General features: G+C 69.0%; 12 protein-coding genes. All 12 read right to left on the bottom strand.

What is annotated here, in order from left to right; translation table 11 throughout:
* Positions 1-16: 16 nt before the first annotated feature.
* Entirely contained in the window at positions 17-454 is a 438-nt protein-coding gene (locus tag QZM15_RS08990) for an N-acetyltransferase (protein ID WP_302106229.1), read from the bottom strand.
* 200 nt (positions 455-654) lie between these two features.
* Positions 655-1,023 carry a hypothetical protein gene (locus QZM15_RS08985; protein WP_302106228.1) on the bottom strand — a complete coding sequence of 123 codons (369 nt, stop codon included), beginning with the start codon at positions 1,021-1,023 and terminating at the stop codon, positions 655-657.
* 286 nt (positions 1,024-1,309) lie between these two features.
* Complete coding sequence (locus QZM15_RS08980; RefSeq protein ID WP_302106227.1) at positions 1,310-2,344, bottom strand: MerR family transcriptional regulator; 1,035 nt, start codon at positions 2,342-2,344, stop codon at positions 1,310-1,312.
* Positions 2,345-2,426: 82 nt separating this feature from the next.
* Complete coding sequence (gene xylB, locus QZM15_RS08975; RefSeq protein ID WP_302106226.1) at positions 2,427-3,893, bottom strand: xylulokinase; 1,467 nt, start codon at positions 3,891-3,893, stop codon at positions 2,427-2,429.
* Entirely contained in the window at positions 3,890-4,825 is a 936-nt protein-coding gene (locus tag QZM15_RS08970; protein ID WP_060968105.1) for an AraC family transcriptional regulator, read from the bottom strand. Before QZM15_RS08970 ends, xylB begins: the two co-directional genes overlap by 4 nt.
* A 29-nt stretch (positions 4,826-4,854) precedes the next feature.
* Positions 4,855-6,048, bottom strand: a complete 1,194-nt coding sequence (locus tag QZM15_RS08965) for an ABC transporter ATP-binding protein (RefSeq protein ID WP_302106225.1) — start codon at positions 6,046-6,048, stop codon at positions 4,855-4,857.
* A gap of 3 nt (positions 6,049-6,051) precedes the next feature.
* Entirely contained in the window at positions 6,052-7,086 is a 1,035-nt protein-coding gene (locus tag QZM15_RS08960) for an NAD(P)-dependent alcohol dehydrogenase (protein ID WP_302106224.1), read from the bottom strand.
* 10 nt (positions 7,087-7,096) lie between these two features.
* Positions 7,097-7,927: a carbohydrate ABC transporter permease gene (locus QZM15_RS08955; RefSeq protein ID WP_059581236.1), complete on the bottom strand. Its 831-nt coding sequence runs from the start codon at positions 7,925-7,927 to the stop codon at positions 7,097-7,099.
* The gene (locus QZM15_RS08950) at positions 7,915-8,811 is read right to left on the bottom strand and encodes a carbohydrate ABC transporter permease (protein ID WP_059645127.1); all 897 of its coding nucleotides are present in this window, start codon (positions 8,809-8,811) and stop codon (positions 7,915-7,917) included. Before QZM15_RS08950 ends, QZM15_RS08955 begins: the two co-directional genes overlap by 13 nt.
* 46 nt (positions 8,812-8,857) lie before the next feature.
* Positions 8,858-10,132, bottom strand: a complete 1,275-nt coding sequence (locus QZM15_RS08945) for a sugar ABC transporter substrate-binding protein (RefSeq protein ID WP_059581231.1) — start codon at positions 10,130-10,132, stop codon at positions 8,858-8,860.
* A 202-nt stretch (positions 10,133-10,334) separates the two neighbouring features.
* On the bottom strand, positions 10,335-11,294 hold the full coding sequence (locus tag QZM15_RS08940; protein ID WP_302106223.1) for an amidohydrolase: 960 nt from the start codon (positions 11,292-11,294) through the stop codon (positions 10,335-10,337).
* A 1-nt stretch (position 11,295) separates the two neighbouring features.
* Positions 11,296-12,243: a YncE family protein gene (locus QZM15_RS08935; RefSeq protein WP_059645137.1), complete on the bottom strand. Its 948-nt coding sequence runs from the start codon at positions 12,241-12,243 to the stop codon at positions 11,296-11,298.
* Between the last annotated feature and the right edge of the window lie 25 nt (positions 12,244-12,268).

Here is a 12,268-nt window from a genome sequence, read left to right as displayed (position 1 = left end):
GTCGAAACGACACGTGTCACGCGCGGCGGATCATGTTCGCGCTCGTATCGGTTTCCGATACGACGCGAAAGCCGAGCCGTTCGTAGAGCCGCCGTGCGGGGTTGCCGTGCAGCACGCTCAGCGATACGGATACGCGCTCGCGTGCCGCGTCGGTCAGCAATGCGTTCAGTACGGCCGCGCCGATTCCACGACCCTGGCACGCGGGAAGGATCTGGATCTGATGGACGTGCCAGTCGCCGGCCGCGCGCGTCACCTTCAGCAGGCCGATGGCGTCGGCGCCTTCGCAGACGATCATCGCGTCGTCGAAGTTCGCGCGGATGCGTCGGTCGTGTGCTTCGTCGTCGGTCGGCGCGCCGACGCGCTGCAGGTGCTCGGTCATCGTGAGTCGACGGAGCGTCAGCAGGAAGGCGAGGTCTTCCCGCGAGGCGACACGCAGATGGATCGCCGGTTTCATGAGTGGTGAGAAGTTGCGTCGGGCGCGAGGCGGCGACGTGGATCAGAGGCCCGACAACGGAATCTACAGGCCCGCCGGGCGATGTTCGAGGACATCCGTGACCTCGTATTCGGTTTTTGCGCCGTCCGAAGTTTGCCACTGCTGCATACGGACATTGCACAAGAGCACGTCGCCCTTGCTGAAACTGATCTGGCTGTTGTTCACGCGCGACAGGAAGCCGGCATCGGTGATCGTCGCGTGACCGCATTGGCGAGCGCCGTGCCTTCGTTGCCGCTCAGCAGATCGCGCATGCGGCCGAGCAGCGAGGTGGCGAGCGTGAAGTCGATGCCGAAGCTGCCGGTCTTGAAGCTGCCGCGCACGTTCACCCGCGGCCGAACCTGATCGCCGCACAGGGCGCGGGTCGACGCGTCGAGCAAATCGCCGAAGGCGAGCAGCGCGGGCGCGAGTTCGCGCACGTCCATCTCGGACGATTCGAGCGCGGGCCCGTCGTACGTGATGCGGAATCGGCTCATCGCGTCGAAGGGGCCGATATCGGCCGGGGCGGTGCTGTTTTCATTGCGTGCGGTCATGTGGAATGCTGGGGCAGAGGTGGACGATACCTCGGAACGAACGGTTTCGGATGCCCTTCATCGTAGGGGCGATCGTCCGGCCGCGCGCGTTTTTGGCCATCCGGACAAGACGGCTTGCTGACCCGTCCAATAGCGCCCGGCAAGCACCGGACTTTTCCGAATCTTTCCCGGTTACGATCGCCGGCTTGCGGGCACGCCTATCGGTCAGGTCGATTCCTACCCGCTTGACGCGTGCCGTCAGGTTCGCCGACGAGGCGGGCCGGCAAATCTTCTGTTCAGCTCCCTATCAGGCCTGACAGCGCGCCGCTTCCGGCCGCCGCGCGACCCGCTCCCGAACTTCCGGCGCCGCCAGGCACGTGGCCACGGCTTCATACCCCGGCGCGCCCGGGTAAGGCGCCACGCGCACAGGCGGGCTGTGATTGGCCGGGCACAGCAGAATGGTTTCGTCGGGGCCGACCGCCGCGAGATCGAGGATCGCCGACGAGCGCGTCAGCAAGAACAGCGGCCGCATGCCGGCGGCCGCGCATTCGCGCAGATGCGCGATCAACGCCAGTTGCGTGGCGCGATCGAGATCCTGTTCGATCATGTCGACGATCCGCACGCGCGGGCTTGCTGCTTCGAGGCCGACGAGCAGTGCGGTCAGCGCCGCCGACGGCGTCGCGCCTTTGCCGATGAGCAACGCCGACGTGCGGTCGACACGCGACTTCAGTTCCGGATCGGCACGCAATGCATCCGATGCGGCTGCACCATCGTCGTCGAGCCGATCGAGGCCGACGAACACGGCGCCGGGCAGCGCGTCGGCCAGCCGAAGCGCGAGCCGCGTCTTGCCGCTCCCGAGCGAACCGATGATGTAGTTCAACGGCCGGATATCGCGACACTCGAACCGTTCGCCGCCCCACGGCCACGGCAGGCTGAACGTGACGCCGGCGCTGCCAGCGTCGAGCAGCCGCGTGAGTTCCCCGTCCGCGGGCATCCGTCCCCGAGCCAGGCCGGCGCGCATCGCACGCACGCGGTCGAGCTTGCTCACGAGATCCTGAATTCCGCGATCGAGCGCCGCTTCGTGAGCGCCGAGCGCTGCATCGAGGCTGCGCGCATCGCCGCCGAGCACGCTCGCCACCTGCGCGAGACCGAGGCCGAGCTTGCGCAGCGCCGCGATGTCGGCGGCGCGCGCGAGGTCGTCCGGGCCGTACGCGCGGTATCCGGCCGGCGTGCGCTCGGGCGTGAGCAGGCCGTGCCGCTCGTACAGCCGCAGCGCCTTGATGGAGACGCCGAGCCGCGCGGCGGCGGCCGATGCGTTCAAACGGGGCGTGGACGAACCCATCCGTCACCTCTTTGCTGTCGATTCGTTGCGGTCAGCATAAAGGCGATCCCAAGGGCCGGGTCAAGCGCGATCGCTCTAACGCTCAGTCGGCGGCCGCGAACTCATCCCGCAGCGCGCGATACAGCCGCCGATACCGTGCAAGCCGCCCCGCCAGCAGATCGACCGACGCGGCATCGGGCGCGACCGTTTCCGTGACGAGCGGCGCGATACAGACTTCCGCGAGGGTGTCGTTCGTCGCAGCCAGCCGCGCGAGCCGCGCGGCGCCGAGTGCCGCGCCGACCGCGCCGTCCGCGTGGCGCTGCATCGCGAGCCCGGTCGCATTTGCGCACAGCCGCGCCCAGAACGCGCTCTTCGAGCCGCCGCCGATGAACGACACCGCGTCGAGCGTCGTGCCGGCCGCGCGCAGCGCGTCGTAGCCGTCGGCCATCGCGAACGCGACGCCTTCCATCACCGCATACGCGAGGTCGTCCGCACCGTGTTCGTTCGACAGCCCGAAGAACACGCCACGCGCATGCGCATCGTTGTGCGGCGTGCGCTCGCCGCCGAGATACGGCAGGAACAGCGGCGCGCGGGCCGGATCGGCGCGTTCGGCACACGCCGCGAGCACGCCGGGCGTCGTGCCGTGCGCGCGCGCGAGCCAGTCGAGGCTCGCGGCGGCCGACAGGATCACGCTCATCTGGTGCCAGCGCCCTTCGACGCAGTGGCAGAACGCGTGCACGGCGGCGTCCGGATTCGGCGCGAAGCGGTCGTTGCCGGTGAACAGCACACCCGACGTGCCGAGCGACAGGAAGCCGCTGCCGGCGCCCGTGACGCCCATGCCGATCGCGGACGCCGCATTGTCGCCGGCACCGCCGGCGATCGTCACGGGCCCGGCGATGCCCCATTCGCGCCGCAGCGTGTCGCGCAGTTGCGCGGCGGCCGCATTGCCTTCGACGAGGCGCGGCATCTGCGCGCGCGACAGCTCGGTCGCGGCGAGCATCCGGTCGGACCAGTCGCGGCGCGCGCAGTCGAGCCATAGCGTGCCCGACGCGTCGGACATGTCGGACACGAATTCGCCGGACAGCCGCCAAATCAGGTAGTCCTTCGGCAGCAGCACCTTGTGCACCGCGCGAAACACGGCCGGCTCGTATTTGGCGAGCCACAGCAGCTTCGGCGCGGTGAAGCCGGGCATCGCCATGTTGCCGGTGATCGTGCGCGATTCCGGCACCAGCGCCTCGAGCTCCACGCATTCGGTGCCGGCGCGCGTGTCGTTCCACAGGATCGCGGGGCGCAGTACCTGGTCCGCGCGGTCGATCAGCGTCGCGCCGTGCATCTGCCCGGACAGCGCGATGCCGCGCAGCGCGGCGAAGCCGGCCGGGTGCGCGGCCCGCACCGACGCGATCGCGTCGAGCATCGCGTGCCACCACGCCTGCGGGCTTTGTTCGGACCAGTGCGGATGCGGCCGGCTGATCGACAGCGTGGCCGAGCCGGTCGCGAGCGGGACCGATCGGGAATCGGTGAGCAGAACCTTGACCTCGGACGTGCCGAGATCGATGCCGAGATATGTCACGTATGGAGCGTCCTGTCTGGGGCGCGCGGCGGCGCGCGTCGCGGGGGCGGCGCGTCGTCGCGGCCGTGCGGTTCGTTGAGCCGGTGCAGCGCGCGGAACTTCGACGGCGGCACCTGCTTCATCGCGAGAAACTGACGGTTGAAGTTCGACAGGTTGTTGAAGCCAACCCGGTAGCAGATGTCGGTCACCGTCAGGTCGGAAAACATCAGCAGCTCGCACGCCTCGTTGATGCGCAGCCGGTTCAGGTAGCGCACGAACGACGAGCCGGTGTGACGCCGGAAAAACCGCGTGAAGGTGCTCACGCTCATGCCGGCGAACGCGGCGACGTCGGCTTCGCGCAGCATGCCGGGCAGGTTCTGCTGCAGGTACGACAGCACCTGGTTGATGGTCGACGACATGTAGTGCTGCGCGTCGCTGCGGTAGCCGGGGCCCGCGAGCACGCGCCGCTCGCGGCACGACGACAGCCGGTCGAACAGCGACATCAGGATCTCGACGCGTCGGCAGCCGTGCGCGTTAGCGAGTTCGAGCATCAGCGGCGCGACCTCGATGCCGACGCGATCGGGAAACTGCACGCCGCGCGCCGCGTCGTCGATCAGCTCGATCACCGGCTGCAGCTCGCTGAACGCGTCGACCATCTTCTCGATCGCATCGCGCGAGAACTGCAGCACGACGTCGCGCGACGGCACGCGTTCGCCGTCGGCGAGCTCGCTGACCCAGTTGTGCGGCAGGTTCGGCCCGGTGACGATCAGGTTGCCGGGGCCGAAATCGCCGATGTGGTCGCCGACGAACACCTTGCCGCGCGATGCCTGGATCAGGTGAATCTCGTACTCGGGATGGAAGTGCCACTTCGCGACCGAATGCGGATAGTCGTGGACCCACGCGCGGAACGATTCGTCGCGGTGGGTGGGAACGATCTCGAGATCCGGGTTCATCGTGTGCTCCGTCGGGGCGTGCCGGCGTGCTACGGGCGGGACATCGACCAGCCCGTCGCGGCAGGCGGCGTGGTGCGCGTCGCGGCCGCCGGCGGCGCCGCGTGCGCGATGGGGTTCGCGTCCGGCAGCGTGACGTTGCGCTCGGTGCCGGCGTCGAACAGATGCAGGGCTTCTTCGTCGAAGCGAAACGCTACCACGGCGCCCGGCGCCGGGGCCATCGGGGCCGGCACGAGGGCCGCGCACGGCTGGCCGCGCCAGTCCAGCGTGACGAGCGCCTCCGCGCCGAGCAGCTCGACGAGCTCGACCGTGCCGGTGAGCGACAGCGTGCCCGGGGTCGGATCGCCTTCGGCGGCGAGCCGCAGGTGGTTCGGGCGAATCGCCGCCTTGACCTGCTGGCCGTCCTGCAGCCGCGCGAAGCGTGAAGACGCGAGCGGCCAGCGCGCGCCGTTGCAGTCGAGCAGCACGTTCGCGCCGACGCGCTCGATGGTGCCGTCCGCGAAGTTCATCGCGGGCGTGCCGACGAACCCCGCGGCGAATACCGTATGCGGCTGGCCGTACAGCTCGGCCGGCGTGCCGATCTGTTCGATGTGGCCGCCGCGCATCAGCACGACGCGGTCGGCGAGCGTCATCGCTTCGAGCTGATCGTGCGTGACGTACAGCGTGGTCGTCTTCAGTTGCCGGTGCAGCCGCTTGATGTCGCCGCGCAACTGCGTGCGCAGCTTCGCGTCGAGGTTCGACAGCGGCTCGTCGAACAGGAACACGGCGGGCGTCTTGATCATCGCGCGCGCGATCGCCGCGCGCTGCTGCTGGCCGCCCGACATCGCACGCGGGCGGCGCTCGAGCAACGCATCGAGGCTCAGGATGCGCGCGACGTCGCGCACGCGGCGGTCGATCTCGTCGGCGGGCACCTTCAGCCGCCGCAGGCCGAACGCGATGTTGTCGTACACCGTCATGTGCGGGTACAGCGCGTAGTTCTGGAACACCATCGCGACGTTCCGCTCGCGCGACGGCAGATCGTTGACGACCGCATCGCCGATCACGAGCTCGCCGCCGGTGATCGCCTCGAGGCCCGCGATCATCCGCAGCATCGTGGACTTGCCGCAGCCGGACGGGCCGAGCAGCACGATGAATTCGCCGTCGGCGATCTCGAGGTCGAGCGGATGCAGCACGGCGGGGCCGCCGTCGTAGTGCTTCGACAAAGCCTTGCAGGTGATCTGGGCCATGGCTCAATCCATTTCGATCTGAATCTTGACGTCGCGCGGGTGCCCGCTCGCCGCTTCCTCGAACGCGCGCACGCCTTCGGAGAACGGGAACGTGCGCGAGATGAACGGCTTCACGTCGATCGCGCCGGACGCGATCAGCGCGAGCGCGCGCGGGAAGATGTTCGCGTAGCGGAACACCGATTCGATGCGGCCTTCCTTCGCCTGCAGCGCGACCACGTCGAGCGGCACCGGCGCGACCGGCATCCCGATCAGCACCGCGCAGCCGCCCGGGCACATCAGGTCGACGAGGCCCGCATATGCATTCGCGCTGCCGCTCGCCTCGAACACGACGTCCGCGCCCCAGCCGCCGGAGGCGTCGGCCACCGCGTCGGCCAGCGGCCGCGTACGCACGTCGACGGTCGTGACGGCCGGGTTGGCGGCGAACAGCGCGAGCTTCTCCGGCACGACGTCGGCGAGGATCACGCGCGCGGCGCCGCCGGCGAGCGCGGCGAGCGCCGTCATCGCGCCGATCGTGCCGGCGCCGATCACGACCGCGAGGTCGCCCGGCTTCATCGCCGCCTTCTTCGCGGCCTGCAGGCCGATCGACAGCGGCTCGACGATCGCGCCTTCGGCGAACGACACGTTGTCGGGCAGCCGGTACGTGAACGCGGCCGGATGCACGACGAACGGCGTCAGGCAGCCGTGGATGGGCGGTGTCGCCCAGAAGCGCACGTCGGGATCGAGGTTGTAGAGCCCGCGCAGCGTCGCGGGCGAATCGAAGCGAGGCACGCCGGGCTCCATGCACACGCGGTCGCCGACGCGCAGGTGCGTGACGTCGCTGCCGGTTTCGACGACCGTGCCGGACGCCTCGTGGCCGAGCACCATCGGCGCGTCGACGCGGAACGGGCCGATCCCGCCGTGCACGTAGTAATGCACGTCGCTGCCGCAGACGCCGACCGTATGGACCTTGATCCGGACGTCGCCGGGGCCGACCTGTTGCGGCAGGTCGATGTCGCGCAGCGCGAGCTCGCGCGTGCGTTCGAGTACGAGTGCTTTCAACGTGTTCTCCTCATTTTCCCTTGACGATCGAATTGAGCAGCCGGCTCAGCATGCCGACGAAGACGAGCGGCGGCAGCGCGAGCAGCACCGTCGATGCGTTGATCACGCCCCACGGCACTTCCTGGCCGAGCGACGTGAACGCGGACGCGACCACCGGCAGCGTCGCGCTGCGCGACGACGTGAGCGCGAGCGCGATCATCAGTTCGTTCCATACCAGCACGAAGCTGAACACGATGCCGCCGAGCAGCGTGCTCGCGCACACCGGCAACGCGATATGCCAGAACACCGCGTACGGGCCGTAGCCGTCGAGCGCGGCGGCTTCCTCGATCTCGCGCGGCAGCCGGCGGAACACGGGGATCGACAGCCATGTGATGGTCGACAGCGTGACGAGCAGGTACGTGACGATCATCGACAGCTTCGTGTCGTACAGCCCGAGATCGACCCAGATCGCGATCAGCGGCAGCGCGACCGCGACCGGCGGCAAAAAGCGCAGCGACAGCAGGAAGAACTGGATGTCGCGCTTGCCGCGCACCGGGTAGCGCGCGATCGCATACGCGGCCGGCACGCCGAGCACCGCGCCGATCAGCACGGCCGCGCCGACGATCGCGATGCTGTTGCCGAGGCCGATCAGCACCTCGGGGCTCGACAGCACCTGTTCGTAGTTCGCGAGCGTCGGCGTGAAGAAGAAGCGCGGCGCGGGCGTGACGATGTCGAGCAGGTGCTTGAGCGAATTGAGCACGGCCCAGAATAGCGGGAACGCGGCGACGAGCAGGATCGCGCCGGCGATTACGGCGGTGGACACGGTGGCGGCGGGGCCGCGGCGGGCCGTCAGTCGTCCCATTTGTTGACCCTCTTCCAGATGAGCGTGAAGACCAGCGTGGTCGCGACCATCATCAGCACGGCCATGCCCGACGCATACGACACCTTGCCGGCGAGGCCGATGCCCTGCTGGTACGCGTAGAGATCGAGCGTTTCGGTCGCGATGCCGGGGCCGCCCTTGGTCATCACGTAGATCAGGTCGAACGAGCGCAGCGACTCGACCATCTTGATGAACACGAGGCTCACGAGCGGCGCCTTCAGCATCGGCAGCGCGATGTACGCGTGCACCTGCCACGTGGTCGCGTAGTCGAGCCGCGCGGCTTCGAGCGGCTCGGGCGGCAGCGTCTCGAGCAGCTTCAGGATCACGACCGCGAAGAACAGCCCCCACTGCCACACGTCGACGAGCGCGACCGCGTACAGCGCGAGATGCGGATCGGCGAGGAACGCGGTGTGCTCGACGCCGAGCGTGCCGAGCAGCCAGCTCAGGATCCCGGTGAGCGGCGCGTACATGAACTTCCAGATGAACGCGGCCGACACGCGCGGCAGCAGCACCGGCATGATCAGCACCAGCGACGCGAAGCGGCGCCAGCGGCCGTGCACGCGCTCGAACAGGAACACCGCGAGCGCGATGCCGACGAGCACCGCGCCCGCGACCGTGACGACTTCCCACAGCACCGACACCTCGATCGCGTTCAGGAAGCGCCGGTCCGACGCGAGCCGGATGAAGTTGCGCAGGCCGACGTATTCGCTGTCCGGGTAGCGCAGCACGCGATTGCGCAGCGCGAGGTTGATCGCGGCGATCGTCGGGACGAGGCTCAGGACCGCGAGCAGCGCGAGCGTCGGCGCGAGGAACACCCACGGCAGGCTCGTGCGGTCGCGGCGCGCGCGGCCGCGCCGGGCCGACATTGCGGAAGGGGCCGGGCGGACGCCGAGCGCGCGTCCGCCGGCGCCGTCATTTGCGAGCGCCATGTTCGAGCGCGTCCTTCGCGTACTGGTCCGCGTCGTCGAGCGTGCCGCGGATATCCGTCTGCGTGCCGGTGAACACCTGTTCGAGCGCGATGCCGAGGTTGTCGCCGATATCCGGCCACTGCGGCGTGCGCCAGATCGTCACCTGCGTGACGGGGTTCGTGTCGTTCAGTCCGGCCTGGATCTGGGGCGCGACATGCTGCTTGAAGTACGGGCTGCCGATCGTGCTCGAACGGTTGTAGTCGCTGAACACGCCATTGCGCAGCCGCGCCTGTTCCTGGTCCTTGCTGGTCGCCCATGCGATGAAGCGGCCGGCGGCCGTCCGCGTGCAGTCGTCCTTCGCGCCGACCGCCGAGATCGCGAAGCCGTGGCCGTATGCGGCCGACGGCAGCGGCGCGGGCGGGCGCGTGTAGCCGACCTTGCCGGCCACGCTCGACTTGCTCGCATCTTCCATCCAGTCGGCGAACGGCGTCGATTCGATCATGAACGCGACCTTGCCCGAGCGGAACGCTTCGAGCGCGTTGCTCCAGTCGTAGGTCGCCGAGCCGGGCGGCGCGTACTTGAACAGGTCGCTGTAGAGTTGCGTGGCCTTCACCGCGGCCGGCGAGTCGAACGCGGGCTGGCCGCCCTTGTCGGTCCACGTGCCGCCCATGCCGAGCATGAACGGCGACCAGCGCCACACGTTCATTCCCGAGCCGCGCTGACCGCGCGCGACCCAGCCGTACACCTTCGGCGGCGCGTTCAGCTTCTTGATCGCGGCGACGAGCTGGTCGAGCGTCTTCGGCACCGGGATGTGCGCGGCGTCGAGCAGGTCGCGGCGGTAGAACAGGAAGTCGCCGCCGCCGATCAGCGGCGCGAAGTACGCGACGCCGTTGTAGCTCGCGACCGCGCGGCGGCCGGGCAGGAAGTCGTCGTAGTCGTAGTCCTTCGGGTAGTACTTGAGGAGCGGCACGATCCAGTTGGCCGACGCGAATTCGGCGACGTTCGCCTCGTCGACGTAGTAGATCTGGTAGGAACCCGCGCCGGTCGACGCGTCGAGGCGCGATTTCGCGCGGCGATCGTTCTCGCCGAAATAGCTGATCTCGACCTTCGTGCCGCTCTTCTTCTCGTAGTCGGCCAGCGATTTCTCCATCACCGACAGGCCGAGGCTCTTCTGCGCGAGCACCCGAAGGGTCGGCACCTTGCAGGTTTGCGCGGCCGCGACGCCCGGCAGACAGGCGCCGAGCAGCAGGCCGGCTGCGACGATTCGCATCTTGTTCACCCGTGTCTCCTTGATTCTGCTTGTTCGAATGCCGCCGATGACGGCAGGAACAATGGTGTGACGCGGGCGATGCGATCACCACATCAAAAGGATTCGCGAACCGATACTTTTTGCTCAGGGTCGGTCGTGCGATGCACAAAATGTGGTGGTGGGGGTGCGGCGCGGTGCCGGCCCGACGAGGCGGAACGGCGGGAAACCGGCGCTACCCGCCCGCGGGTTCATGCGGCGCGTCGAGTGCGATCCGGTACACCCGCAGCGCGTTGTCATGCCAGATCGCGCGGCGCGCGGGGGCGCCGAGGTGCGCGATCGCGCCGGCGAACGTGCGCAGCAGCGCGGGATAGGACACGCGCAGCCCGGCCACCGGAAAATTGCTCGCGAACAGGCAGCGCTGCCAGCCGAAGATCGCGATCGTGTCGCGGATGATCCGCGCGTTGTCCGCGTCGTTCCACCCCGCATCGCGCAGGCCGAGCTCGGAGATTTTCACGGTCACGCGCGGCAACTCGGCGAGCGCCGCCATCCCGCCGCGCCAGCGCGCGAGCCCGGCTTCGGACCGGTCCCACGGCAGCCCCGCATGTTCGAGCACGACGTCGACCGCGGGTGCATCGGTCAGCATCGCGGCCGCGTCGCCGAGATGCCAGAACGGCACGCGCAGATCCCAGCTCAGGCCGTGCGCGGCAAGGCGGTCGAGTGCGGCCGGCCAGCGCGGATCATGCAGCGTGCCCGGCCCGTCGATCGATGCATCCGGCGCCGCCGCGGTGCGCGGCTTGAACCGCACGCCGCGCACGCGGGGCCACGCGGCCTGCTCGGCGAGCCGTTCGTCCGCATCGCGAGCCAGCAGGTCGACCCACGCGACGATCGCCGAGGGCAGCGCGTGCGTGGCCGCGACCTCGTGCAGCCAGCGCGTTTCCGCGAGCGCCTCGTCGCGCGCGCGTTCGGCCTCGACATGCACGCTGGCGACGAGCGGCGCGCATTGCGCCGCTCGCCGGAAATCGTCGACGTCGAAGTTGCGGCACAGCGCCGCGTAGTCGCCGAACATGAAGCGCGCCGGATCGTAGTGCGTCTGCAGCCACGGATAGTGTGCGCCCGCATCGAGCCGCCACAGATGGTGATGCGCATCGACGAGCGCATCGGGCATGCCGCCGGGCGGCGCTTCGTCGCGCATGTCAGAGCGCGCCGGCGAGCACGTACGACGCATCGGGTTCGCGCAGCGTCGCGAGCGCACCGACGAAACGCCACCCGTCGAGGTCGAGTTCGCGCACATGGTCGTCCTGGAACGACACGTACGCGACGCGCCTCGACGGATGGAACGACAGCGCGGTCGGGTTCGCGGGCAGCGCGATGCGCTCGATCTCCTCGAGCTGCCGCGCATCGAATACGGAAATCGACCGCTCGCCCGAATTGGTCAGCAGCAGCAGGTCGCGGCCGTCCCGCGTGCTGGTGCGGTAGATGCGATTCGGATCGCTGCGCGTCTTCACGCGACGGCCACAGGTCATCGTTTCCGTGTCGATCTCGACCAGCGTATCGTCGCCGCGGTTCGCGACGAACAGCGTGCGCTCGTCGCTCGACAGCGCATTGCCTTCGGGGCGCGGGCCGGGCATCACCGCGCGCGGCGCGACCGTTGCGTCGCGCGGATGGAATTGCGTGACCGTGTTCGACAGTAGATGCACGCCGTACGCGCGGCTCGCGTCGCGCGTGAGCGTCACGAGGTGCGTCTTCACGCCGCCGGACGGCACGGCCATGTTCGGTACCGGCTGCCGGGTCGGCTCGTCGAATACGAGCAGCATGTCGTGCGCCTCGCTCATCGCATACAGCCGACCGTCGCGGTCGCTCGCCATCCCGTGCGGCCGGTAGTACGGCCACAGGTCGAGCATGCGCGTATGGGCGCGCTCGACGAGATCGATCTCGGCGATCCGGTGATCGCCTTCATGGCCGCGCGACCATGCGGTCTCGATCCCGAAAATGCCGACGTACGCGTATCGGTCGTTCACGTCGACGGTGAATTCATGCGGGAAGTTCGGCAGCACGATGTGCTTGAGCGGCGCTTTCGTGTCGAGGTCGTAGAAGCTGAAAGTGTGCGCGCATTTCTGCACCAGCAGCAGGATGTCGTTCATGGTGGGTCTCCGGTGTGTCGTTCGC

Source organism: Burkholderia sp. AU44665, assembly GCF_030504405.1.
Classification (GTDB): Bacteria; Pseudomonadota; Gammaproteobacteria; order Burkholderiales; family Burkholderiaceae; genus Burkholderia; species Burkholderia semiarida.
The sequence above is the reverse complement of the archived record's forward strand: the minus strand, read 5'-3'. Positions and strand labels throughout refer to the sequence as shown.

Coding starts and splice junctions, on each gene's coding strand:
- QZM15_RS08990 (WP_302106229.1), bottom strand. CDS start 454: ATGAAACCGGCGATCCATCTGCGTGTCGCCTCGCGGGAAGACCTCGCC.
- QZM15_RS08985 (WP_302106228.1), bottom strand. CDS start 1,023: ATGACCGCACGCAATGAAAACAGCACCGCCCCGGCCGATATCGGCCCC.
- QZM15_RS08980 (WP_302106227.1), bottom strand. CDS start 2,344: ATGGGTTCGTCCACGCCCCGTTTGAACGCATCGGCCGCCGCCGCGCGG.
- QZM15_RS08970 (WP_060968105.1), bottom strand. CDS start 4,825: ATGAACCCGGATCTCGAGATCGTTCCCACCCACCGCGACGAATCGTTC.
- QZM15_RS08965 (WP_302106225.1), bottom strand. CDS start 6,048: ATGGCCCAGATCACCTGCAAGGCTTTGTCGAAGCACTACGACGGCGGC.
- QZM15_RS08955 (WP_059581236.1), bottom strand. CDS start 7,927: ATGGGACGACTGACGGCCCGCCGCGGCCCCGCCGCCACCGTGTCCACC.
- QZM15_RS08950 (WP_059645127.1), bottom strand. CDS start 8,811: ATGTCGGCCCGGCGCGGCCGCGCGCGCCGCGACCGCACGAGCCTGCCG.
- QZM15_RS08940 (WP_302106223.1), bottom strand. CDS start 11,294: ATGCGCGACGAAGCGCCGCCCGGCGGCATGCCCGATGCGCTCGTCGAT.
- QZM15_RS08935 (WP_059645137.1), bottom strand. CDS start 12,243: ATGAACGACATCCTGCTGCTGGTGCAGAAATGCGCGCACACTTTCAGC.